The 24017-nt window shown below is 36.7% G+C and carries 24 protein-coding genes; 1 reads left to right on the top strand and 23 read right to left on the bottom strand.

Going from position 1 to position 24017, the window contains the following annotated elements; all coding sequences use genetic code 11:
* Positions 1 to 108: 108 nt before the first annotated feature.
* The 20 genes from dnaG to rpsU all read right to left on the bottom strand — a co-directional run bounded on the left by dnaG (position 109) and on the right by rpsU (position 19961).
* On the bottom strand, positions 109 to 1938 hold the full coding sequence (gene dnaG / locus J2Z23_RS08525) for a DNA primase (protein ID WP_057983081.1): 1830 nt from the start codon (positions 1936 to 1938) through the stop codon (positions 109 to 111).
* Positions 1939 to 2065: 127 nt separating this feature from the next.
* Positions 2066 to 2545 (bottom strand): YaiI/YqxD family protein, encoded by a 480-nt coding sequence (locus tag J2Z23_RS08530; protein ID WP_082881211.1) that lies wholly within the window; start codon positions 2543 to 2545, stop codon positions 2066 to 2068.
* 202 nt (positions 2546 to 2747) lie between these two features.
* A complete protein-coding gene (locus J2Z23_RS08535; protein ID WP_057983077.1) occupies positions 2748 to 3557 on the bottom strand; it encodes a pyruvate, water dikinase regulatory protein in 810 nt (269 codons plus the stop codon).
* Between the two features lie 321 nt (positions 3558 to 3878).
* The gene (gene glyS, locus J2Z23_RS08540; protein ID WP_209973675.1) at positions 3879 to 5936 is read right to left on the bottom strand and encodes a glycine--tRNA ligase subunit beta; all 2058 of its coding nucleotides are present in this window, start codon (positions 5934 to 5936) and stop codon (positions 3879 to 3881) included.
* On the bottom strand, positions 5929 to 6819 hold the full coding sequence (glyQ, locus tag J2Z23_RS08545; protein ID WP_057983074.1) for a glycine--tRNA ligase subunit alpha: 891 nt from the start codon (positions 6817 to 6819) through the stop codon (positions 5929 to 5931). The genes glyS and glyQ overlap by 8 nt, the downstream gene beginning before the upstream one ends.
* A gap of 564 nt (positions 6820 to 7383) precedes the next feature.
* Complete coding sequence (gene recO / locus J2Z23_RS08550) at positions 7384 to 8145, bottom strand: DNA repair protein RecO (RefSeq protein ID WP_057983072.1); 762 nt, start codon at positions 8143 to 8145, stop codon at positions 7384 to 7386.
* A 148-nt stretch (positions 8146 to 8293) separates the two neighbouring features.
* Entirely contained in the window at positions 8294 to 8440 is a 147-nt protein-coding gene (locus J2Z23_RS08555; protein ID WP_082881215.1) for a YqzL family protein, read from the bottom strand.
* A 129-nt stretch (positions 8441 to 8569) separates the two neighbouring features.
* Complete coding sequence (gene era / locus J2Z23_RS08560) at positions 8570 to 9490, bottom strand: GTPase Era (protein ID WP_057983288.1); 921 nt, start codon at positions 9488 to 9490, stop codon at positions 8570 to 8572.
* Positions 9477 to 9878, bottom strand: coding sequence for a cytidine deaminase (locus J2Z23_RS08565; protein ID WP_420795698.1), 402 nt, complete (start codon positions 9876 to 9878; stop codon positions 9477 to 9479). The genes era and J2Z23_RS08565 overlap by 14 nt, the downstream gene beginning before the upstream one ends.
* 300 nt (positions 9879 to 10178) lie before the next feature.
* A complete protein-coding gene (locus tag J2Z23_RS08570) occupies positions 10179 to 10586 on the bottom strand; it encodes a diacylglycerol kinase (protein WP_057983068.1) in 408 nt (135 codons plus the stop codon).
* Positions 10552 to 11022, bottom strand: a complete 471-nt coding sequence (gene ybeY, locus J2Z23_RS08575; protein ID WP_057983286.1) for an rRNA maturation RNase YbeY — start codon at positions 11020 to 11022, stop codon at positions 10552 to 10554. Before ybeY ends, J2Z23_RS08570 begins: the two co-directional genes overlap by 35 nt.
* Positions 11023 to 11035: 13 nt before the next feature.
* Positions 11036 to 13189, bottom strand: coding sequence for an HD family phosphohydrolase (locus J2Z23_RS08580; protein ID WP_082881212.1), 2154 nt, complete (start codon positions 13187 to 13189; stop codon positions 11036 to 11038).
* A gap of 357 nt (positions 13190 to 13546) precedes the next feature.
* Complete coding sequence (locus J2Z23_RS08585) at positions 13547 to 14518, bottom strand: PhoH family protein (protein ID WP_057983062.1); 972 nt, start codon at positions 14516 to 14518, stop codon at positions 13547 to 13549.
* A 3-nt stretch (positions 14519 to 14521) separates the two neighbouring features.
* Positions 14522 to 15709, bottom strand: a complete 1188-nt coding sequence (gene yqfD, locus J2Z23_RS08590) for a sporulation protein YqfD (RefSeq protein ID WP_057983061.1) — start codon at positions 15707 to 15709, stop codon at positions 14522 to 14524.
* A 12-nt stretch (positions 15710 to 15721) separates the two neighbouring features.
* A complete protein-coding gene (gene yqfC / locus J2Z23_RS08595; RefSeq protein ID WP_238482679.1) occupies positions 15722 to 15970 on the bottom strand; it encodes a sporulation protein YqfC in 249 nt (82 codons plus the stop codon).
* A 175-nt stretch (positions 15971 to 16145) separates the two neighbouring features.
* A complete protein-coding gene (locus J2Z23_RS08600) occupies positions 16146 to 16622 on the bottom strand; it encodes a hypothetical protein (RefSeq protein WP_057983057.1) in 477 nt (158 codons plus the stop codon).
* A 27-nt stretch (positions 16623 to 16649) separates the two neighbouring features.
* Positions 16650 to 17642: a flotillin-like protein FloA gene (gene floA / locus J2Z23_RS08605; protein ID WP_057983055.1), complete on the bottom strand. Its 993-nt coding sequence runs from the start codon at positions 17640 to 17642 to the stop codon at positions 16650 to 16652.
* A 33-nt stretch (positions 17643 to 17675) separates the two neighbouring features.
* A complete protein-coding gene (locus tag J2Z23_RS08610) occupies positions 17676 to 19010 on the bottom strand; it encodes an NfeD family protein (protein ID WP_082881213.1) in 1335 nt (444 codons plus the stop codon).
* A 316-nt stretch (positions 19011 to 19326) separates the two neighbouring features.
* A complete protein-coding gene (locus J2Z23_RS08615; RefSeq protein ID WP_057983051.1) occupies positions 19327 to 19773 on the bottom strand; it encodes a GatB/YqeY domain-containing protein in 447 nt (148 codons plus the stop codon).
* 14 nt (positions 19774 to 19787) lie between these two features.
* A complete protein-coding gene (rpsU, locus tag J2Z23_RS08620) occupies positions 19788 to 19961 on the bottom strand; it encodes a 30S ribosomal protein S21 (RefSeq protein WP_057983047.1) in 174 nt (57 codons plus the stop codon).
* A gap of 178 nt (positions 19962 to 20139) precedes the next feature.
* On the opposite strand from rpsU, the gene J2Z23_RS08625 reads away from it, so the two are divergent.
* Entirely contained in the window at positions 20140 to 21060 is a 921-nt protein-coding gene (locus J2Z23_RS08625; RefSeq protein ID WP_057983041.1) for a Na/Pi symporter, read from the top strand.
* Positions 21061 to 21068: 8 nt separating this feature from the next.
* Here the strand turns inward: J2Z23_RS08625 and deoC are convergent, their stop codons facing one another.
* The 3 genes from deoC to J2Z23_RS08640 form a co-directional block, all read right to left on the bottom strand.
* A complete protein-coding gene (gene deoC / locus J2Z23_RS08630; protein ID WP_057983039.1) occupies positions 21069 to 21716 on the bottom strand; it encodes a deoxyribose-phosphate aldolase in 648 nt (215 codons plus the stop codon).
* Positions 21717 to 21815: 99 nt separating this feature from the next.
* Positions 21816 to 23168 carry a tRNA (N(6)-L-threonylcarbamoyladenosine(37)-C(2))-methylthiotransferase MtaB gene (gene mtaB, locus J2Z23_RS08635; protein ID WP_057983037.1) on the bottom strand — a complete coding sequence of 451 codons (1353 nt, stop codon included), beginning with the start codon at positions 23166 to 23168 and terminating at the stop codon, positions 21816 to 21818.
* Between the two features lie 4 nt (positions 23169 to 23172).
* Positions 23173 to 23925: a 16S rRNA (uracil(1498)-N(3))-methyltransferase gene (locus J2Z23_RS08640; RefSeq protein ID WP_057983035.1), complete on the bottom strand. Its 753-nt coding sequence runs from the start codon at positions 23923 to 23925 to the stop codon at positions 23173 to 23175.
* Positions 23926 to 24017 lie beyond the last annotated feature (92 nt).

Genomic DNA, 24017 nt, shown 5'->3' on the forward strand with positions numbered 1-24017 from the left:
CCATAAAACTTAAGCTTTCTGAAACAAAGGTTAGCTTTCACAGCGTAAAATATACCGCTATTTGTATTTATTTTTACTCCATTAAGTAGGGAATTTAGCTGTACAAAGTCAAAGAGATCGGCGTAATTCTACAATTTCCTTCGCCAATTCTATTGCTTTGCTAAATTCTTTCTTTCGTTCAGCTGCTTTTTGTTCTGCTTGCTTTTCTTTTATCATTAACAATTTAGGATATTTCAACACATGACTCACATAATCATTTAACTCTTTTTCACTATATTCAAGATCAACAGCCAACATCTCTATTTCAGAAACAATTTTTTTTAATTTTAAATCTGGAAGATAATTCATAAATAAACTAGAATCAGGTTTATTTCCTTCCTCATAATAACCAAGCAGGTATGTAACAATCGCTTGATGCTCATCATAGTGGAAAGTACCATCCCCCATCATTTCCATGATTCGGTAAACTAATTCCTCTTGTTGCATCATTTTAGCAATAAGTTGTCTTTCTGCTAATGCGATTGCTGGCAATCGTTGCCGCTGGGGTAGATTTACTTTTCGGGGTTCCGGTTGTCGCTCTCCCGCCTGCTGTTTTTCATGTTTTTTATCAACATGTGGTTGAATAAGTTCATTTAATTGGGACATTAAAGCATCAAGTGACAAAGAAAATTCTTCAGACAACTGTCTTAAATACATATCCCGTTCTACAGCGTTCCCTAGCTTAGCTATTTCTATGATGGCTTTATCGATAAAATCGAGTAAATCTCCTTCATTTTGAAGATTTTTTCCCCTACGAAAATAAAACAACTTAAAAGCCATCCATGTTTGGGCGTTCCCAATGACATCCTCACGGAACTTTTCTGCTCCAAATTGCTGAATATAATCATCTGGATCCAATTTATCAGGCAATTGTGCAACAGTGACATCCATGCCATATCTTTCCAATAAAGAACCTGATTTAAAAGCAGCCTCTAAACCAGCATCATCTGAATCCAGACAAAGGACAATCGAATTCGACAATCTTTTCAATATTTGAATATGCTTTTCCGTTAAAGCTGTGCCCATAAGAGCTACACCATTAGAAACACCTGCCCCATCAGCAGATATTACATCAGCAAATCCTTCAAATAATACTGTATAACCAATTCTACGAATATGACTCCTAGCTTGATGGTAATTGTATAAAATTGAGCTTTTATGAAAAAGCTGTGTTTCTGGAGTATTTAAGTATTTTGGATGGTCTTCATCTGAAAGAGCTCTTGCTGAAAATGCTATAGTCTTTCCTTTTTCGTTTAGTAGTGGAAACATAATTCGATTGCGGAATCGATCGACAAAAGCTTGGTCTTTATTGCGCCGAGCTAGCAACCCAGCCTTTTCCATGGTTTCTAGGGAAAAGCCATGCTTGTCCAAATAATTCACTGCAAAATTCCATTCAGGCAAAGAATAGCCGATATTAAATTTTTGGATACTCTCCTTGGTAAAACCCCTCTTAAATAAATGATTAAGAGCATCGGCTCCTTCATTGGTGTTCATAAGCAGATGATGGTAAAATTTGGCTAATAATTCGTGTGCCTTTATCATCTCAATATGATCGGGTGGTAAAGAACTTTCAATATGGTTATGAATGCTGGAATCTATTTCCAGCTCAACATTTCCCTTAGTAGCTACCTTCTCGGCCGCTTCTTGAAAGGAAACTCCCTCTATTTCCATAATGAACGAAAAAGCATTTCCTCCCATTCCACAACCAAAGCAATGAAAGATTTGCTTATCCTGTGAAACAGAAAATGATGGAGTGTTTTCACCATGAAAAGGACATAGTCCAAAATAATTACGGCCTTGTTTTCTTAGCTGAACGTATTCACTAATAACATCAACGATGTCAACCGATTGTTTTATCTCGGCAATCTTATCCTCGGGAATCCTTGCCACAAAGTCCATCTCCATCTATCAAAATTAAACTTATCATTTCTTTAAAGAAGGACGAAAGGGAGAAAACTTTTATCAAATATTAAAAATATCCTCCACATGCCTTGAATAGAAAATAAATGTATTTTGGTCATTTATTTTAATTCGACGTATATGCCGAATCTCCTTCAAAATTCGACAATAATTCACAAAGAGTTTTTATGAACCTCTTCCGATCTTCTTCAGTGAACGTCTTAGGTCCCTTACCATAGTTCCCTTTTTTCCTCTCTAAAGCAGATAAGTAGCGAAAATCAAGAGCGGTTTGAATTGAGTCCTCTTTAAAGGTTTTCCCACGCGGTGATATTACATGGGCATTTTTGGCCATCGCTAAACTAGCTAAACCAATGTCCTGTGTAATTAACAGATTGTCCGAATGAATATGATTTAAAATATATAGATCAGCAGAGTCTCTTCCTGGATCTACAAACACCCAATCTTCTTTATCATTTAAATCAACTGGTCTATGATCATAGGAAGCAACAAAGCAAACATGCCATCCATATTCATCTGCAAGCTTCTTTATTTCTGTTTTAACAGGACATGCATCTGCATCAACAAATATGCGTTTACTATCTATAATTCTACATCACTCCGTCGATTCCTTCTTATTATGAAAAGTATTTAAGGAAACATGTCGTTTTTTCCCGTCTCAGTTCATTCTCCATTGTTCTTAGTGTATTCCTAAACGTTTAGCTCTAAACCTTTTTTAAAGCATTTATTAAACACAAATTTATATTATAGCTTAATTTTAATTGTTTTGCCAAGATTAATAACTGGAGATTCTAACCTTTTTTGTGATTCATATAACTAATAATCAAATTAGCTGTTTCCTCTACTGCCTTGTTCGTAACATCAATAATACTACACCCGATTTTACTGGAAATTGCATCAAAATACTCCAATTCTTTTTTTATCCTTTCGATATTAGCATAACTGGCATTGTCATTTAGCCCTAATGCAATTAACCTTTCCCTGCGGATATGATTCAATTTTTCCGGACTAATTTTCAAACCAATACATCTCCGAGGATCAACAGTAAATAATTCTTTCGGAGGATCTATTTCCGGCAGAACGGGGACATTCGCAACTTTAATACTTTTTAATGCTAGATGTTGAGATAAGGGTGTTTTTGAAGTTCTCGATACGCCAATTAAAATAATATCAGCCCTTAACAATCCTCTAGGATCACGTCCATCATCATATTTAACCGCGAACTCAATGGCTTCAATTCGTTTAAAATAATCCTCATCAAGTTTTCTAACTAATCCAGGTTCGTTTAGTGGAGCTCTTTCAAACTTTTTTTCGAATTTATCCATTAATGGGCCCATAATATCGATACCATTGAGCTGGTGTATGTGGGTCATCTTTTTCATATATTCCCTTATTTCTGGCTTTACAAGTGTATATACGATCATTCCTTGATCCATTATCGCTTTTGATATAATTTGATCAATATGTTCTGTATTCTCGATATATGGATAGCGTTTAATTAAAGCGTCTGACCCATTAAACTGCCTTAAAGCTGCAATAGTTACAAGTTCGGCTGTTTCCCCAACAGAATCTGATACTACATAAATGATAGGTTCAGTCACCTATTATCCCCCCTTCGAAAGGCTATCACCATATGGTGATAGCCTCTCATTTTTGGCCAACGGGATGTTGGTTAGAACAAAGTTGCAAGAACAGGACATGATATTGCAGGCAATAAAAGATTGTCCCTTGGGCATAATGGCGGTACGCCACACACTTGCTATTCATTGAACGGACGATTGTACTTAGTACAACTCCGAAGGCTAGCAATTTCACGCCTTTTTCCTACGATACGTCAATATCGATTCATCCTTCTTCCTTACCTTATTCCTTTTATCTTGTTAAAACTGGACATCGTGATTTTGATACTTACAATTTAAATACTACTTTACTAGAATTTTGTTCATATCTGCGAATTGATAAATGAATTCAGCTAGGTTTTCCATTTGTGCTAGACGATTATTTTTAACTGATTCATTTTCCGCCATCACCATCGTATGATCAAAATAGCTTGAAATAATCGGCTCCAATGATGCCAGTAATTGATAACGGGCATCAACAGATTCAATTTCGTTCATTTGTTTTTCTACTTGTTGCCATTTTTCGTATAGATTCTTTTCATATTCATTTTCGAAAAGATTTTTATCAACAGCTATGGTTCCTTCTGCTTTGCTCGCAATATTTAACACTCTTGATAATGCTTCAACAATAGTTTTAAATTGCGGTTGTTGGCTGTTATTTTCCAATACTTCAGCTCTTTTAAGTATCTCTGGGATACTAGTCCACTTACTGTCTAATATAGCTTCCACAATATCATATCGAATCCCTTTTTCTTCTAATAAATAGTTTAATCTAAGTCTAAAGAATTTTTTAAGTTGCTCGAAAAGCTCTTGATTATTCTCTTGATGATTCCCTTTTATTGCAATATCTAAAAGAGCTGGTAAGGTCACATTCCAATTTTTAACTTGTAAGATTTTTACAATTCCTGCTGCTTGTCGTCTGAGTGCATAAGGATCCTGTGAACCAGTTGGAATTAACCCGATTGAAAAGAAAGAAACAATTGAATCCAATTTATCCGCTACACTTACAACTGAACCTATCATCGAGTTTGGAGCAGGATCCTCTGGATGAATTGGTTGGTAATGCTCCTTAATCGCCTGCGCCACTTCTGGTTTCTCCCCTTGAAGTAAAGCATATTTTTCGCCCATAATCCCCTGTAATTCGGGGAATTCATCAACCATATTTGTCACTAAATCAAATTTGCTAATTTCAGTTGCTCTACCTATAGTAGCAAGTTCTTCATCTGTAACGTTTAGTTTATAAGCAATTTCTTTTGCAATCCACATTACTCTGTTTACTTTTTCAGAAAGTGTTCCAAGCTTTTCATGGTAAACAATATTATTTAATTTCTCTAGCGCTTGTGCAATTGTCAATTTTTGATCTTCGTGATAGAAGAAATCAGCATCTTGCAGGCGTGCCCTTAATACCTTTTCGTTTCCCTTTATTACAGTTTCCAATTGGCGATGATCACCATTGCGAACAGCAATAAAATATGGTAATAGCTGACCATTATGGTCTTCTACCGGAAAATAACGTTGATGTTCCTTCATAGACGTTATTAAAACTTCTTTTGGTAATTCAAGGAAACTACTTCGGAAAGAACCATAAAATGCAGTTGGATACTCAACTAGATTTGTAACCTCTTCTAATAACGATGGATCAATCGGGATGAGCCAATGATGCTCATCCGCTAGCTTTGCGATTTGCTCTTCAATCGCTGATTTCCTTTTTTCATAATCGGCGATCACATATTGGCTAAGTAGTATTTTCTCATATTCTGCCGGCAATGCTAAGTTGATCTCACTTCCTAAAAAGCGATGCCCATATGTTATATTACCTGAATTCACATTCGCAACAGTAAATGGGATGATATGTTGCCCGAATAAAGCTACAATCCAGCGAATGGGGCGAATATAGCGCGTGTTTAAATCTCCCCAATGCATATTATTTGGAAAATGAAGCGAAGTAATAATTTCTTTTAGATCTGGTAAGATTGTTTCTGTTGTTTGGCCTTTTTCGAATTTCTGTACAAATGCATATTCTGTACCTTTTATTTCTTTAAAGAAAATATCATCTACTGCTACTCCTTGAGATTTTGAGAATCCCATAGCGGCTTTTGACCAATTCCCTTCCTGATCAATAGCGATTTTCTTTGTCGGCCCCTTCACTTCCAATTCTGTATCTTTTTGAGATTCAGCAACATTGGTTACAAGGACCGCTAATCTCCTTGGAGTCGAAAATGCTTTTACATCTCCAAATTGTATTTTTCTTTCCGTTAGCCAATCTTCTATTTTTTTCTGTAATTGCTCAATAGCGCCTAATACAAACCTGGCAGGAATTTCTTCAAGGCCAATTTCCAACAACAAATCGCGACTACTCATGACGCGCTCCCTCCTTTTGTTTCAAAATTGGAAAACCAAGTTTTTCGCGTTCCTCATAAAATGTTTTGGCCACTTCTCTAGCCATATTTCTCATTCTTCCTATATAGCCCGTTCTTTCCGTTACGGAAATAGCCCCTTTAGCATCAAGTAAATTAAAAACGTGGGAACATTTTAATATATAATCATAAGCTGGATGAACTAAGCCATGTTTCATTTGCTGCTTAGCTTCTTTTTCATATGTGTTAAAAAGATCAAATAACATTTGTTGATTGGATGTTTCAAATGCATACTTTGAATGTTCAAATTCTGGTTGATAAAAGATGTCTCGGATCGTAAAACCATTTGTCCATTCAAGATCAAATACATTTTCTTTATCTTGAATATAAGAAGCTAATCTCTCAATTCCATAAGTTAATTCCACTGAAACTGGTTTACACTCCAATCCCCCCACTTGTTGAAAATAAGTAAATTGAGTGACTTCCATCCCATCAAGCCATACTTCCCATCCAAGACCTGCACAACCGAGAGATGGATTTTCCCAATTATCTTCTACAAAACGAATATCATGTTCAAGCGGATCAATCCCTAATGCTTTTAAAGAATCTAAGTACATTTCTTGTATGTTATCTGGAGATGGCTTCATAATAACCTGGAATTGGTGATGCTGATATAATCGATTTGGATTTTCACCATAACGACCGTCTGCCGGTCTTCTTGATGGCTCCACATAAGCCACATTCCAAGGCTCAGGACCAATAGCCCTTAAAAAGGTATAAGGACTCATCGTACCAGCCCCTTTTTCCACATCATAAGCTTGCATAAGAATACACCCATAGTCTGACCAATGTTTTTGCAAGGTCAAAATCATTTCTTGAATATTCAATTCTCTTCATCCTCCATTCAATTTAGAAAATTTCATTCCCTGAAATTCTCAGAAATATTAAGTATGTAAAACGGCCAAGTGGATCGCCATCATCCAACAGGGATGGGGCCAATAACGCAAACCTACCATCAACAAATGAAAAATTAATTACCCATATGTTTTCTAAGCACAAAAAAACTCTCATTCCCTATGCTTTTTTCGCATAGGGACGAGAGTTTACCCGCGGTTCCACCCTATTTGCTACTACTAGTAGCCAACTTTTTTTCTATCGCTGTTCAGGAATGCCGTTCACAGAAGTTTCATACTCCGGCTTTCACCATCCCGGGTTCGCTAAAAGTGGTAGTTCATAAGTAAGGGTCAAAAGCTAAAATTGCGATATCCTGTCGCGATACCTTTGTACCCTGCAGGACTTTGATAAACATCCACCCATTTGAACTTACACTTTAATGAAACAGTTTCTACTACTTTTTTCCTTCTTCACAGTTCCAATAATTTATCTTATAAGAAGAAAATAGCTGAAATTTGATTAAAAGTCAATATTAACCTCAACATCTAACGGAAATACTAGTCCTCCCCTAATTTAAGCTTCCAATTTCCTAATTGATCTAAAAAACGCTTCGTTTTTAAATTCAAACCAGAAAATTCATCATAATAAGTGGAGATTACATCTCGAAGTTCTTTTTTCGTTCCTTCTTTTACTGAAATTGATCCTAATCTATGGATATCAAAGAAATAAAATAATCTTAACAATTTAATCGTGTTTTGCGAGACCGGAAAATAATGAGGATCCTTTTGAAGACAATCTTGGCAAATTAACCCATTTTCTTTTATAGAAAAGCCAAATTGGGATTCAGTATTCCCACAAAGAACACAGTGATTCATTTCGGGGTATAATCCAAAAACATTTAGCATCTTCATTTCAAATATGTTTGTAATAATATCAGGATCATATCCCTCATTAATGTATATCAATGTTTGATAAAGCAACTCAAATAAAAATGGATTACTCTCTTTTTCTTCGGTTCCCTTATCTAGCAACTCTACAATATAAGAAGCATATGCTGTTTTAAAAATATCTTCTCTTATATATCGAAGTGATGATATCATTTCTCCTTGTTGAATTGTCCCTAAGCCTCGTGTGCCACTGATAACAAAGTATCCGTATGTAAAGAGCTGGGAAACGCTGGACAGCCGATTATTCGGCTTCTTAGCTCCCCTGGCCATTCCAGCGATTTTTCCAGCTTCCCTCGTATAGATAGTAACGATTTTATTTGATTCCCCATAATCTGTCGTTCTAATGACAATACCTTCAAATTTATTAACCATTGATCTTACCCCTTTCACTGCATTCACAGCATTATGGGATAATTCACACGCTTAATTAGGATGTTCAATATATCCGATAAAAATGAACGGCGATTAGGTCAGCCCTTAATCGATTTGGTCTTTTTATCCTCCTTTTTGAACACGTGTTTTAAGTCACTTGTGTGCAGTCTGCTTCGTCCGGATTTTCCCCACATGGCAGAATATTCAAATGCTCTTCCTTTTCAAGTTCTTTTAGAAGCAGGTACGTATTGACATTACCTGTTTCTTTGAAAACTTTCCACGTAAATTCGTACATTTTAAAATTCCCGCCTTTCCAAGTGATCAATTATTTTCGTCTTCTCTTATGATAAAGCCGAATAAGATTATTTTCTCATTATCTCTAATAACCATACTGCATAAAATTTGTCAAAGTGCCTAATGTGTGTCAATATTCCTCTTCAGTAAAACCAAAATCACGTAAATGGAACGCTTTATTTCGCCAATCTTTTTGGACTTTTACCCACAACTCTAAATAAACTTTTGAACCAAGTAGTTTTTCAATATCCTCTCTAGCTCGCTTGCCAATTTCCTTTAACATATTCCCTTGTTTTCCAATAATAATCCCTTTTTGAGAATCTCTTTCAACAATAATGGTGGCCATTACATCAATCATTTCTTTTTCTTTACGCCGTTCCATTTTGTCAATTGTAACAGCGAGGGAATGCGGAACTTCTTCCCTTGTTAAGTGAAGCGCTTTCTCTCGGATCAATTCCGCTACAATGAACCTTTCGGGATGATCAGTAACCTGGTCTGCAGGATAAAATTGGGGACCTTCCTCAAGTCGTATCTGAACTTGTTCCAATAAACGGTCAACATTATTTCCTTCCATTGCTGAAATTGGAATGATTTCCGCGAATTCATATTTTTCTTTATATGTGTCTATAATGGTTAGAAGCTTATCTGGAGCAATAAGATCAATTTTATTAATCACTAGAAACACTGGTGTTTGGACTCCATTTAGCTTTTCTAAAATAAACTCTTCACCACGTCCAAACCCTTCCTCGGCATTTACCATAAATAAAATGATATCTACCTCTTTTAGGGAATTCACTGCAATTTTCATCATAAAATCGCCTAATTTATGCTTAGGTTTATGAATCCCCGGCGTGTCTATAAAAATCATTTGCGCTTCATCTGTTGTTAAAACACCTTGAACTTTATTTCTCGTCGTTTGTGGCTTATCACTCATAATGGCAATTTTTTGTCCAATGACACGGTTTAAAAATGTTGATTTCCCCACATTCGGCCTGCCAATTATAGAAATAAAACCAGATTTAAAAACGTCATTCTCTTTATTTTGATTCATCATGTATATCCTCCGCTGTAAATGCAAATGGCAATAATTCTTCAACTGTTGTTTGTTTTTGATCTCCATTGAGATTAGTTAAAATAACTGTCATATCCCTTGGACAGAACTCTGCTAAAACTTGACGACATGCTCCACATGGTGGCACAGGACGTGCTGTATCAGCAATCACGAGTAATTTAGTGAATTCTGTTTCACCTTCAGAAATTGCTTTAAAAATCGCTGTCCGTTCTGCGCAGTTCGTCATCCCGTAAGATGCATTTTCAATATTGCATCCTGCAAAAATCTTTCCATCTTTGGTCAAAACAGCTGCCCCGACTGCAAATCTAGAATAGGGTACATAAGCCTTTTCTCTTGCCTTACTTGCTGCTGTTACCAATTGGTCCATATTTAAAATAGTTCTCCTCATCTTTCATAACTTATTTTACTACAAATCCACTTAAAAGTTATCACTTTCGAGAAAGTTTTTTGAACATTTCCATTTCATTGTCGGAAATGACCGTAAAATTATTTTACCGTACCTGCTCAACACATTCAAATCCTGGCCTTAATTTTTTATTCTAAACTAAAATGGTGTGAATGTGCTAATCGGAATCGTGAATATTATTTAGAAAATTCATATGTAGTAAATTTCCTTGAAAATAATAGTAGACAAAGTCAAATCTGACTTTGTCTACTATTATGGATTCTAATAAAAGAGCTGAATAATTTTCGGACCTAAAATAAGAATTCCAATCAAAACAGCCATTAGTGTATAGACTAAAACCCCGGCTGCGGCTAAATCTTTAGCCTGTTTTGCTAAAGGATGGATTTTGTCTGTAGCTAAATCAACAGCCCGTTCCATTGCGGAATTAACGAGTTCTAACGCCATTACACCGAAAATAGAAATGATTATAAAAATCCATTCAACTTTATCTAGTTTTAGAAAAAAAGATAGTATGATTACAATCGATGCAGCAAATAGATGAATTTGAAAATTTTTTTCTGATTTTGCTGCATATTGAATTCCTTGTACCGCATACTTAAAGGCAGAAAATAATCGTATCACAGAAAAAGGTCCTCTATCTTTCAAGACCAAAACCTGCCAATATTTCATTCTGTCTAGCAAACATGCGCTTTTCGTCTTCCTCGTTCATATGGTCATATCCAAGCAGGTGGAGAAAACCATGAACAGCTAGAAAACCTAATTCTCTTTTAAACGAATGCCCATACTCCTCAGCTTGGTCCTTTGTACGGTCAAGAGAGATAATAATATCACCAAGAACACGTGGGAGTTGTGCACCTTGGATGATAACCTCTCCCTCCAAACTTTCTTCAAGTGCAAAGGAAATCACGTCAGTGACTTGGTCTTTTCCACGATATTCTTTATTAATCTCTTGAATCTTTGGATTGGAGACAAATATTAAGGAAACTTCGGCATCTTCATGAATTTCTTCAATTTCAGCCGCATGTATTAAAAGTTTTTCTACCATCATCAAGTTTTCTTCTGTTAATTTTTCCGTTTTATCTATAGCATCAATTAGGAGTGCCACCATTAATCACCTTCTATTGTTTTATGTCAGGATACTCTATTCGCGAATGAAATATGCCATTTAAAGTTTCACAAAACACTTTTTTCACCTTTTCAATTTCTTTCAGGGTTAGATCACACTCATTAAACTGTCCATCAAGTAATTTATCCTGAGCAATTTGATGAACAAGTGTGCGAATCTCATCTGGTGTTGGATTTGTTTTGGAACGAACAGCTGCTTCAACGCTATCTGCCATACTAATTATAGCGATTTCTTTTGTTTGCGGCTTCGGCCCTGGATATCTAAATTCACTTTCAGTAATTTTTTCATTTTCCTTTTTTGCCTTATAATAAAAGAATTTTAAAAGACTTGTACCATGATGCTGTTCCGCGATATCTACAATCTCTTTCGGTAGTTTATGTTTTTTTAATTCCTCCGCCCCATCTGTTGTATGCGCCAGAATAATATCACGACTGGTTTCAGGGGGCAATTGATCATGAGGGTTCTCGATATTCAATTGATTCTCAATAAAAAAAGGCGGCCTTTTTGTCTTTCCTATATCATGGTAATAACAACCAACCCTGGCTAGAAGTCCATTTGCTCCGATTGCTTCACATGCAGATTCCGCTAAATTGGCAACCATCACACTATGATGATAAGTGCCTGGCGTTTCAGTTAATAATTTCTTCAATAAAGGGTGATTTGGGCTTGAGAGCTCAATTAATCTCATTGTTGATAAAATACCAAATCCTGCCTCAAAAAACGGCAACAAACCGATGGTAAATACAGCTGAAAGCAAACCAGAAACGACCGCATATAAAGCATAATATAAATATTCTACAGGTGCATACTGTCCATTTCCACCAAACATTAAAAATAAAATTAACAGCAAATTAATTAAGGAAATGAAAATTCCGGCACGTAAAATATGATTTCTTTCATTATGTCCTGATAAAAGTAAAACACCTGCTAGCCCACTAAAGAGTATGTAAATGGCGACCTCCACGTTAATCGTTCCCGCGATACCATCATGAAAAACAATACTCCCACAAGCTGCGAGCATGATCGTCATGATAAGGGCAAACCGTTCATTCATCAATATTTTAATTAACATTGGTGCCATTGCCGCCGGAAAAATATAGGCAATATCATTTAACTCAGCATCTATAAGGCCTACAATCTTCATCACTACTAAGGAACAAATGAAGATAAAACTTGATAAAAGCAGATAATTTTGCTTCTTTTCTTCAGGTAGATCAACTCGTGAAAAATAAATATAAACCGAACCAATAACTAGAATAACGAATAAAACGAGTCCAACTAGTGGCTTTATAGTAGGGTTACTTTTTAATAATCCTAATAGTTCCAACTGACGATATGTATCTCGATCAATTAAATGTCCTTCTTGAACAACTATTTGCCCCTGTAAGATTTTGACTGGCTCAACCTCTGCCATCGCTTGTTTTTTTCGTTCTTCCGTTAATTCGGGGTCATATAATTCGGTTGGTACAATCGCATATTGTCCCAGTTCCTCTCCTGCCTTCACTAGCGATTCAGGCAAACCTGCTGCTCTAATTTGTCTTTGTACAAGCTTTTTTGCATCATTCAGGCCATCTTCACGGATTTCTTCAGTCATTGCTGACTCCACATATTGGATCACAACATTTTTTGTTGTTTGTAAATCAGTCTCTTTTGCTTGTAAAAGCGAAAGTAATATCGTATCCGAAATAGAATCTGTAATATCCTCTGACACATTCTCTGTTAATTTCGATTTCAATACTTTCAATCTTTCTTCTATAGCAACCTCTTTTGTTTTTTCTGTTTCTTTTTTGTCTTTCTCTTTCAGTTCTTGATCTGAATCATGATTAGTTTCCGTAACAAAATCAAAAATAGAAGTTAGTAAAGAAACACGATTTTGAGCCATTTCCTTTTTAAATACGTAAACTTTATCGACTGCTTCTGCTGCCTTTTCTCGCTCTTCCGCTGTCTTCATTTCATCCTCTATTGTCTTAGGCGAACGAATCGTTTTATCAGCAACTTGGAATTTTTCCATATCATACGTCTCAGGCTTCATATTATGATATAGAATTAACAAAAGAACCAAAGCCAATAGACAATAAATTAATGCTGTGAATAGTTTAAAACTTAGAAATGAACGTATCTTACTAATATATGCTTGAAATTTCATAACGGCCTCCATACCCTTTAATGGCTGACGGATATTCAGCTTACTAAAATGATAGCAGTTTTTTTAAACGAAAGCATTATTTTTTTAAATTTCCTAATAAGAAAGGCGTTAGTGACTGTATAATGATGTGGAATTTGACGGAAAAGATGGACAGCTATGTTCACCCTTCCTAACAGCAAGCTCAACACGCATGTCACCCATTCCTTTTGCCTGTCCATGAAATGTTGTCACAGAGTTTTAACCAATATTGTTTGCCAGCAAAAAGAAAATATTTTGAGCCAAGCATTAGTCAAATTTTATACATTCTTATAAAAAAACCGTTTCACCCAATACAGGTAAAACGGTAAGTCAATTTGATTAAGATCTTGGTAATTGATCATTACGTTCATAGGCTTGTATAATCTGAGAAACTAATGGATGGCGAACAACATCACTTTGATTCAGGTGAATGAAAGAAATGCCTTTAACATCTTTTAAGATAATTTCAGCCGCCATCAGTCCTGATGTAACGCCTTTTGGTAAGTCAACCTGACTCGAATCTCCAGTTATAACCATCTTTGATTCAAAACCTAAGCGTGTCAAAAACATTTTCATCTGCGCTTGAGTAGTATTCTGAGCCTCATCTAGAATAACAAACGCATCATCTAATGTTCTTCCCCGCATATAAGCAAGAGGAGCGATTTCAATTGTTCCACGGTCGATTAAGCGCTGTGTGTGCTCTGCCCCAAGAACATCGTTTAACGCATCATATAAAGGGCGTAAATAAGGATCTACCTTTTCCTTTAAATCACCAGGCAAAAAGCCTAGGCTTTCCCCAGCCTCAATTGCCGGACGCGTTAAGATAATTTTGTTCACATGATTCTTTTTCAATGCATTTACAGCCATTACAACAGCCAAATACGTTTTTCCAGTTCCAGCAGGTCCAATACCGAATACAAGATCATTTTTGCGGATCGAGTCTATATATTCACGTTGACCTAAAGTTTTTACGCGAATCGCTTTTCCCTTCGTATTTCTTGCAATCTCTTCATCAAAGAGATCTGCAAAATATTCAACTTTTCCTGCCTTAGCCATTTTAGAAGCGTAGGCTACATCCCTTTCACTCACTTGAATACCTTTACGGATAACCTTTAATAATTGCTTAATAATTTGCTGTACTATTTCAATATTTGTTTCTCCTGAAACCATTATCGCTTCGCCACGAGTTACTATAGAAACATTCCATTGTTCTTCGAGTAAGCGAATATGACTATCCGCATTACCTAATAAAATATAGGCTTCTTCTGCGCTTTCTAACTCAATCTTTGCTGTTGTGTTTTCTTCAGACATTCGTCAGTCTCCTTGAATGATTGGTTTTTCAATAGCAATGTTTTCTAAAACCTGAAAATTAATAGATAATGTAACTTTACCATTCTCTACTTTTTCTTGCAAAATTATTTCCTTATCGATACGAGCATCTGGAGGAATTTTCATTTTCAGATCTCTTCTGGCCAATTCTTTTGCTGCTACTAATGCTTCTTTTTTATTTAAATTTCTGTTGATCGCTTCCTTTTCTCGAATGGTCTTTTTTGCATATTGTACAGGTGTTTTTTTCCCTAGAAAGAAAATATCATTATTTTCTATTTCCGTTTCGTATTTAGGAAATTCGATTTTACCGAATCCCCAAATAGGCAACTCCAATTTGCCCAAATTCAAAAAGTACTTTCGCATTTCTTTACCTCCCAAAACTTCGAGAGGCGTATCAAGCGGGAAGCTAACTTCAGTGTTGTACCATGTATATCCCCAAACTTCTCCTTCCGCAATCACTGGGATCGGCTTATCCTCATGTCCAATTTCACCCGAGACAAGTATTTGGCCTTTTTCAACAAATTGGTCTTTTTTCACAACAGCTTTTCCTTTTTCTATAAACATTTTAGCGATTACAGCTTTTTTATTTGCTACAAGATGACGAGGACTCGCTTCTGCTATTTCATCTGGCTCTGTTTTTTGTACAACTTGAAAATGATAAGTTGTCCCTTTTAACTCAACACCAACCCATGTAAGATTATCAATTCTATCTGTTAGCTTTTTTTGGATCTTATCAGGTTTGTCAGAAAACAAATGCATAGAGCCTCTGACAATGCCAAGATTTTCTAATTCTTTTCTTATTTTATGTTCTGTTTCTGGATCTGCACCATTGATTTGAATCCCCCATGTTATATTAGATAAAAATAAAATGAGTACAAAAAAGAGTAAAATACCGATGGGAAATCCACTGTTTTTTAATGTTCTTTTCCAAAGGAAGGGTAATCCCTCCCCACGAATGAAATATAGGGAGCAATCAGCTTTCCTAGCTACACGGCGTAATTTATGTAGATCAGGCCATGTGATATAAAAGAACACTATTCCTTCATGGTTTCTTTTTACGCTCCATATACTAATACCAGATCGTGCGAGCCGATTGATAAAGCGTTCCATTCCTTGTCCAGTTGCCTTCACTAATACTCTGCCTGTTAAAAAAGTAATCCATTTATTTTTCAACTAAGCCACTCCCTATTCATTCAAATAAAGAACTTCCTCTATATATCCTTCCAATAATATTTCTTCTGGTAGAATAGTTTTAAGAACAAATGATTTCCCCTTTATTAATAATTGACCCTGTTTAAGGAGTAACCGCAATTCATTATCTTTAAAAACGAGAAGACCTTTATGATTTTCAATGTAAATATGTAAATTTCCGACCATCGTTACCCGTGGAAGATCCATCATAATATCTGCAGGAAGTTCCATTTTTGATGTCATCCACTTTTTGATTTTCTTCGACCACTTTTCGCTCACAATAAAGAACCCCCTTTCCACTCATGTGTATGAGCAAAAAGAGGGTTTCATCACTTGTTTTTATCTAAATTCTTCTTTCTATGTCCCAAATAAGGGGAAACGAAATTACAATAAGATAAATATTTTCTTTAGGCACGTTTTATGCCCTTTTTCTAGTGTAAGGTTTTCTTGCCCTTGGCGGACCTAAGACCTCTGACATGATAATTCCATTAATGATTTCTTTTTGTTGAAGATTAAATTCTGGCTGCTCCTTTTCAGGAAAAACTTTGGAACCAATGGTTTCCACCTTTTTACGCTGGCGTTTTTCTTCCTGGTTTAACTCACGTAATTTAGCTTCCATCTCTTCTTGTTTTTTATGAAAATCAGGTTGCTCTTTAAGTTGATTTGCAGCTTCCTTTAATGTTTTAAATTCTGTAACTTCTTTTAACGTTTTAGGCTCTGTAACTTCTTTATAAGGAGGAGAAGGATCTTCCCAGTCTTCTTCCTTCTCCAATTGTATTGGTCTCGTCTGAACAGGTCTTGGATGCTCAGATTGCTCTTTTTGATTTGTTAATTTACTTCGATTAAAAAGCAAGCTAACGATCGCAATAATAATAAAAATGATAAATTGTTCCACAGGAGTTTCCCCCTTTCGTTAGGGCTATCACTGGTCCTTTTGGTCATTCTTTGGTTGGGACATTTTTCCAATAGAGTCTCTCATATCTGTATCGGCATCAATATTCTTCAGTGAATAATAATCCATTACACCGAGTTTTCCAGACCTAAGCGCTTCTGACATAGCTAAAGGTACCTCTGACTCTGCTTCGACAACTTTTGCTCTCATTTCTTCAACGCGGGCTTTCATTTCTTGCTCATTCGCAACAGCCATCGCTCTTCTTTCCTCAGCTTTTGCTTGAGCAATCTTCTTATCTGCCTCTGCCTGATCTGTTTGGAGATGGGCTCCAATATTTTTACCGATATCGACATCTGCGATATCAATGGAGAGAATCTCAAATGCTGTACCGGAATCTAATCCCTTACTTAGAACTGTCTTTGAAATCATATCTGGATTTTCCAAAACCTTTTTATGGTTATCACTTGAACCAATGGTTGATACGACCCCCTCACCTACACGGGCGATAACTGTATCTTCCCCAGCTCCCCCTACAAGGCGATCAATATTAGCACGAACAGTAATACGCGCTTTCGCTTTTACTTCAATCCCGTCCATCGCTACACCCGCAATAAATGGTGTTTCAATAACTTTGGGATTAACACTCATTTGTACGGCTTCTAATACATTTCGACCGGCAAGGTCAATGGCTGCTGCACGTTCAAATGATAATTCAATATTAGCGCGTTGTGCTGCAATTAGGGCGTTGACAACACGATTCACGTTTCCGCCTGCAAGATAATGACTCTCCAACTGGTTGGTTGTCACTTGAATCCCTGCTTTATGGGCCATAATTAATGGACTGACTACACGACTAGGAATAACGCGTCGTAATCTCATCCCAATCAATGTCACAATTCCAATTTTAACTCCTGCTGCTAAAGCTGAGATCCATAGTCCAATCGGTACAAACGTAAATAATACTAAAAGCACAATAATCCCAACGACAATGGCTCCTATCAATAATATCATATCTGTTGGCATATACTTTCCTCCCTATATTCATCTATTTCTATGTTATACTTCACGAACAACAATTCTTGATCCTTCTGCTTTAATAATTCTCACTTTTGTTTTCGCCTCAATATATCCTTCTGCGACAACATCAAGGCGTTCATCATCAATTACGACTGTACCAGATGGCCGTAAATCAGTTAAAGCAATTCCTTCTCTGCCAATTAAATCGAGCCGATTTACATTTGAAACATAGCCGCTCTCTGTATTGGTAGAATCTGTTAATATGAGTTTTTTGAAAAATTTCATTCGTTTACCAAACACCTTTATCATAATAATGATGGCGACCGCGGCAAGGAATAAGGCAATGATAACCGAAACCGCCATATAAACAGTATTTTGTCCCGCCATAATAATACTACCGATGATCGCTACGGCTCCCAGGAGACCGGCAATTCCTCCCGGTAGGAAAAACTCCGCTACAACCAAGATAATCCCGAGTATAAACAGAATCAAGGTTTCGTAACCTGCTAAACCGGCTATATAATGACCATAGAAGAACAAGACTAAGGCTGTTAACCCCATACCACCAGCTACTCCAAATCCCGGTGTATAGAGTTCTAATACAAGTCCTAAACTAGCAATTGATAATAATATTGGTACAACAACTGGATTTGTCACTAACTTTGCTAACGACTCCGCAAAGGTACTTTGAACGGTTTGCGTATTTTCACCTTCATATCCCAATGTCGTTAAAAGCTCATCCATATTTTTTATCGTACCCTTTGAGTATCCAACCTTCAAAGCATTATCCGCATCTAAGGTTAATAGATCTCCTTTTCTTTTAAGCTCCGGAAGGGAGACATCTCCTATCGCCATCGCTTTCGCAATTTCAGGGTCACGGCCTTTTTGCTTCGCAGCTCCTTCCATTGCTGCAACCCACATACTTTCCGCTTTTTCACCTGCCGTATTCCCATCTTGATTGATTATAGCGGAAGCGCCCATCGTTGCATTCGACGTCATATAAATTTCATCTGTATGAAGAGCAATATATGAGCCGGCCGATAATGCGCGTGAGTCGATAAATGTAACAGTTTTGATATCAGTAGCTAATATGAGATTACCAATGTCCATTGCCGCATCTACAGCACCACCAGGGGTGTTCATATCAAATATAATGATCTCTGCTTTTTCCTTCTCAGCTTCATTGATCGCACGGTTTAAATATTTCTCTAAACCTTTTGTAACATCTTCTTTGATTGGAATTACATAGACATTAGCCTTTTCTCCTTCCGCAGACACAGGCACAAACGCAAGAATGGCTGCAAAAGAAAGACATATTGCAATCACTACTTTTCTCATCATTTTCCTCCTTTCCGAAGCATATCTATCTTTCATACGAATAAAACTAAGAAAAGGATTCAAAATAACATGAAGTAAATTTGCGAGGATTTGCTGTATTTTCAGCTAAAACGATCCCAAAATCCCATTGCAAACGCCTTCCCAGCTAGTTCCTAGCGGCTGGATGTTTCCATTAACTTTAAAGAATACAAGTTTATTTCTACCGTGTAATAGTGAAAAAAGCCGACAAGCTATCGCTTATCAGCTTTTTCAGAGGACCCACGAGACGTGAGTCTGAACGGTCTTTCGCCCAAAAAATTGTGGCCATTTTGACCGTTTCATCTGTAATTGGCAATTTCGCCTTTGGGGTTCATTATGATAAATGTTTTTGAACAAGTTTGCTAACCAATGAGCCATCAGCTTTGCCTTTTACCTTTGGCATTAGTACACCCATGACCTTACCCATATCTGCTTTCGAAGAAGCTTTTGTTTCTGCAATAGCCTCAGCGACGATCGCTTCTACTTCCTCTTCACTCAGCTGAGTAGGCATGTATTCTTGTACAAAAACAAGTTCGCTTTGAATTTTCGTTACAAGGTCATCGCGACCTGCTTTTTCAAATTCATGGAGGGAGTCCTTGCGTTGTTTCACTTCACGAGAAAGAACTGTCAATTCTTCATCCTCGGTTAATTGTTTTTTTCCGAGCTTAATGGCTTCATTTTGAATAGCTGCTTTTAGCATTCGAACGACAGACAATCTGTCTTTTTCTTTGCTTTTCATCGCTTGTTTCATATCTTCATTTAATTTGTCATGAAGACTCATGGTCGCACCCTCTTTTAAAACTTGCGTTTTCTTGCTGCTTCAGACTTCTTCTTACGTCTTACGCTTGGCTTTTCATAAAATTCGCGCTTTCTATATTCTTGCAAAGTACCAGTTTTAGAAACTGTACGTTTAAAGCGGCGAAGAGCATCTTCAAGCGATTCGTTTTTACGAACAACTGTTTTTGACATTTCTCTTTCCCTCCCTCCGAACATTACAATCACATGTTCATACATGGAAACCCACGTACCATGCAATTATATAATAAGGCTATTATCTGGTCAACATTCTTTCTTCTGAAATGTATTCTCTTTTTTATTTGCATGTCCTGCAAACACTCCCCATATGTTATTTATAAGGGGGTTGGACATGCTACACATAATCTTTTTTGCCTTATTAGCAAGCACCTTTTTATTAGGCATGACGTGGATGAGAATTGGATTATTTAACTTATCTGGTAATAGAATGGAGAACTGGCTACAAAAATTCACTAATTCACCTTTTATGGGGATGCTAGCTGGAATTGGGATGACCGCTATCCTTCAAAGCAGTTCTGCTGTCACAGTCATCGCAGTAGGACTTGTGTCAGCACGGATTCTCACATTTCCTCAAACAATAGGCATCATTTTAGGAACGAATATTGGAACAACGATCACATTGGAATTTTTCACCTTTGATTTAACTAAAATGGTCATTCCATTCATCATCATAGGTATTGGCCTGCAATTCTTCAAAAATATAAAATTTAAAAGCCTAAGTTTGATTTTCCTAGGTATTGGCATCATATTCGCATCTATGAATGGATTTGAGCTATTAGCTAAATCTATCGAGGACGTTCCTTTGATACAAAAGCTTATTCATTTAATGAAAGATAATATCGTCATTTCTTTCATTACTGGAACTTTCCTTACTGCTTTAATTCAATCCAGCACTGTGATGACAGGGATCGCTATGTCCTTTTTAAATTCAGGCACTTTTTCGTTAGATACTGGAATCGCTATAATGATTGGGGCAAATATCGGTACATGCGCTACCGCTTTATTGGCAAGTATTGGAGCTGGTAATGAAGCAAGACTTACCGCCTATGCTCATATCTGGCTGAATTTAATAGGCGCCATAATCTTTTTACCCCTCATCTCCATTTTAGGGCATGCAAGTTCTATAATTTCTGATCAACCACCGACACAATTGGCACATGCAAGTGTAATTTATAATGCGGCCGTTTCTTTGCTATTTTTACCATTTGCTCAAATGTTCGGGCAGTATATTATCAAGCTTCATGGTAAATAAAATCGGCATCAGCCTTGGCAAATGGCGACTCCAGAACTTGTTCCAAGTCGAGTCGCCCCTGCTTGCAACATTTTATAGGCATCTTCCTTTGTTTTAATTCCACCAGACGCCTTAATTCCCATTTCTTCCCCAACAGCTGATCTCATTAATGAAACATCTTCGACTGTTGCCCCTCCATTAGAAAAACCTGTAGAGGTTTTTACAAAATCAGCTCCTGCTTTTTTAGCTAGGAAACAAGCTTGGCGTTTTTCTTCATTTGTTAACAGACTTGTTTCAATAATCACCTTTACTAAAGCTTTTCCACTTGCAGCACATACAGTTTCAATATCTTTCTGGACAAGCTCTAGTTCACCAGCTTTAAGCGCACCAATATTTATCACCATATCAACTTCATCCGCGCCTTGTTCAACCGCCTTTTTTGTTTCAAATGCCTTGATCTCTGAGGTGTTCGCACCAAGCGGAAACCCAATTACGGTACAAATCTTCACATTGGTTTCTCGTAATCTATTGTTCGCGATTGATACCCACGTGGGATTCACACATACTGAAGCAAATTGATAATGACTAGCTTCTTCACATAATTGAATAATTTGGTCCTTGGTTGCATCTGCTTTTAATAAAGTATGATCAATAATTTCTGCTAAGTTTTTAGTCATATAACATCACCTCCATCGACTTCCCTATCCAATAAGCATATCATTTCTTTTGTATTTGAAAAAGAAAAAAGCTATCCACAAAATGGGATAGCTTTTTCTTTAAATTGCCATGGAATCTGTTTCCTGAGTCTTTTCCATTTCTCTAACGAATTTCCCTTCATTGTAGGGGTAACCCGCCTTCGTAATTTTCACACGAATCAATTTGCCAATCATATCCTTTGTACCTGGAAATACTACTTTCATGTAATTATCTGTATATCCTTCAAGTAAACCACTTTCAGGATCTTCTTTATAAGCTTCTTCAGGAATAATCTCCAGAACCCCATTCTCAAAACGTGAAGCATATTCTTTCGCAAGCTGATCTGATAAAGAAATTAATCTATGGACACGATCATTTTTCACATCTTCATCAATTTGATCTGTCATTCTAGCAGCAGGTGTTCCTGTACGCATGGAGTAAGGAAATACATGAAGCTCAGAGAATTTATGTTTTTTAATAAAATTATAAGTTTCCATAAATTCCTCTTCCGTTTCTCCAGGGAATCCAACAATTACATCTGAAGTAACAGCTAAGCCCGGTAAAGCCTTTTTCAACCTTTCAAGTCGTTCGGCATAATAAGCCATTGTATATTTACGACGCATCCTTTTTAATACAGTGTCAGAACCTGATTGAAGAGGAATATGCATATGGCGAACAACAAGCTTGGAGTTCCCTATTACCTCAATCACTTCATCTGTTAATTGACTTGCTTCAATAGAGGAAATACGTAATCTTTTAAGGCCTTTAACCTGTGATTCAAGATCACGTAATAAGGCTGCTAAATTATAGTCCTTTAAATCCTCTCCATATCCACCTGTATGAATACCTGTTAAAACAATTTCTTTATAACCGGCATTGACCAATTGCTGAGCTTGCCGTATAACTTCTTTTGGGTCACGCGAACGCATTAAGCCACGGGCCCACGGAATGATACAGAAAGTACAAAAATTATTACAACCTTCTTGGATTTTCAAAGAAGCTCGAGTCCGATCTGTAAATGAAGGAACATCCAATTCTTCATAGACACGGTTTTTCATAATATTTCCAACACCGTTAATCGGCTGTCTTTCCTGCTTATATTGCTCAATATATTCAAGCATTTTAATACGATCCTGTGTACCAACAACAACATCGACCCCTGGAATAGCCATGATTTCCGCGGGAGATGTTTGAGCGTAACATCCTGTTACACAGATAACGGCATCAGGATTTTTTCGGATCGCACGCCTAATTACTTGGCGACTTTTTTTATCCCCAGTATTGGTTACTGTACAAGTATTAATGACATATACATCTGATCTACTTTCAAAATCGACACGTTCATATCCTTGCTTTTGGAACAATTGCCAAATAGCTTCTGTTTCATAATGGTTTACTTTGCACCCTAAAGTATGGAAAGCAACACTAGACATATCCTCACCTCAATAATTCAAAATGATAAGAAATGGCCGCCAATGTGTATAATGGGGCTGTTTCTGTTCGTAATATTCTCGGGCCAAGTCCACAGAGTTTAAAATCATTCTGCACTAGAAAATCTTTTTCTTGATCTGTTATGCCACCTTCCGGTCCAAAAACAATTAAAATTCTATCTCCTTGTTTCATTTCCGAAAGGATATGAGCAAACTGACTTTTTTCTCCCTCTTTTGCTGCCTCTTCAAAAGCCAGGATCTTCCATTCAAAAGATTGGCTATATGTAACAATCTCCTTTAAGTTTACTGGAGATTGGACTATAGGTAGTAGTTGACGATGGGATTGCTCCGCAGCTTCTTTTGCAATCTTTTTCCATCTTTGCACTTTTTTTTCAGCCTTTTTCTTTTCCCATTTTACTATGGACCTTTCAGCAATAAAAGGAGTAAATTCGGTCGCACCAAGCTCTGTTCCTTTTTGAACAATCCATTCCAATTTATCGCCTTTCGGTAAGCCACTCGCAATCGTTACATGGACAGGAAGTTCTTTATCATCTTTTTCCCAATCCATAATCTTTGCCTTTATTGTTGTATCATTTATTGATTCAAGCGAGACTAGAGCCGTTTTCGAATTGGAAAAGACAACCCAAAAAGTAGCCCCTTCTTTCATTCTCATGACATGAATAATATGATGGTAATCATCATCTGAAAGGATAACCGAATTTTGTCCATTATATGTTTCATTTAAAAAATATCTTTGCATGGTTTAACTCCATCATCTTTTTGTTAATTAGGAATTTATAAAATCCTAGCTTGTGGATAAGTTCTGATAAGAAGGTTTTCCGTCCAGCTCCA

The sequence above is a fragment of the Lederbergia galactosidilytica genome, assembly GCF_017873565.1.
In the GTDB taxonomy this organism is placed as follows: domain Bacteria; phylum Bacillota; class Bacilli; order Bacillales; family Bacillaceae_C; genus Lederbergia; species Lederbergia galactosidilytica.

Excerpts from the sequence above, each read along its gene's own strand:
- J2Z23_RS08625 (WP_057983041.1), top strand. The coding sequence starts at position 20,140 with ATGCTACACATAATCTTTTTTGCCTTATTAGCAAGCACCTTTTTATTA.
- J2Z23_RS08570 (WP_057983068.1), bottom strand. The coding sequence starts at position 10,586 with ATGAAATATTGGCAGGTTTTGGTCTTGAAAGATAGAGGACCTTTTTCT.
- J2Z23_RS08640 (WP_057983035.1), bottom strand. The coding sequence starts at position 23,925 with ATGCAAAGATATTTTTTAAATGAAACATATAATGGACAAAATTCGGTT.
- J2Z23_RS08555 (WP_082881215.1), bottom strand. The coding sequence starts at position 8,440 with ATGTACGAATTTACGTGGAAAGTTTTCAAAGAAACAGGTAATGTCAAT.
- yqfC (WP_238482679.1), bottom strand. The coding sequence starts at position 15,970 with ATGACATCAAAAATGGAACTTCCTGCAGATATTATGATGGATCTTCCA.
- mtaB (WP_057983037.1), bottom strand. The coding sequence starts at position 23,168 with ATGTCTAGTGTTGCTTTCCATACTTTAGGGTGCAAAGTAAACCATTAT.
- deoC (WP_057983039.1), bottom strand. The coding sequence starts at position 21,716 with ATGACTAAAAACTTAGCAGAAATTATTGATCATACTTTATTAAAAGCA.
- J2Z23_RS08610 (WP_082881213.1), bottom strand. The coding sequence starts at position 19,010 with ATGAAAGATAGATATGCTTCGGAAAGGAGGAAAATGATGAGAAAAGTA.
- era (WP_057983288.1), bottom strand. The coding sequence starts at position 9,490 with ATGAATCAAAATAAAGAGAATGACGTTTTTAAATCTGGTTTTATTTCT.
- rpsU (WP_057983047.1), bottom strand. The coding sequence starts at position 19,961 with ATGTCAAAAACAGTTGTTCGTAAAAACGAATCGCTTGAAGATGCTCTT.
- glyS (WP_209973675.1), bottom strand. The coding sequence starts at position 5,936 with ATGAGTAGTCGCGATTTGTTGTTGGAAATTGGCCTTGAAGAAATTCCT.
- J2Z23_RS08615 (WP_057983051.1), bottom strand. The coding sequence starts at position 19,773 with ATGAGTCTTCATGACAAATTAAATGAAGATATGAAACAAGCGATGAAA.
- dnaG (WP_057983081.1), bottom strand. The coding sequence starts at position 1,938 with ATGGACTTTGTGGCAAGGATTCCCGAGGATAAGATTGCCGAGATAAAA.
- J2Z23_RS08585 (WP_057983062.1), bottom strand. The coding sequence starts at position 14,518 with ATGTCTGAAGAAAACACAACAGCAAAGATTGAGTTAGAAAGCGCAGAA.
- floA (WP_057983055.1), bottom strand. The coding sequence starts at position 17,642 with ATGCCAACAGATATGATATTATTGATAGGAGCCATTGTCGTTGGGATT.
- J2Z23_RS08580 (WP_082881212.1), bottom strand. The coding sequence starts at position 13,189 with ATGAAATTTCAAGCATATATTAGTAAGATACGTTCATTTCTAAGTTTT.
- recO (WP_057983072.1), bottom strand. The coding sequence starts at position 8,145 with ATGGTTAATAAATTTGAAGGTATTGTCATTAGAACGACAGATTATGGG.
- J2Z23_RS08565 (WP_420795698.1), bottom strand. The coding sequence starts at position 9,878 with ATGGACCAATTGGTAACAGCAGCAAGTAAGGCAAGAGAAAAGGCTTAT.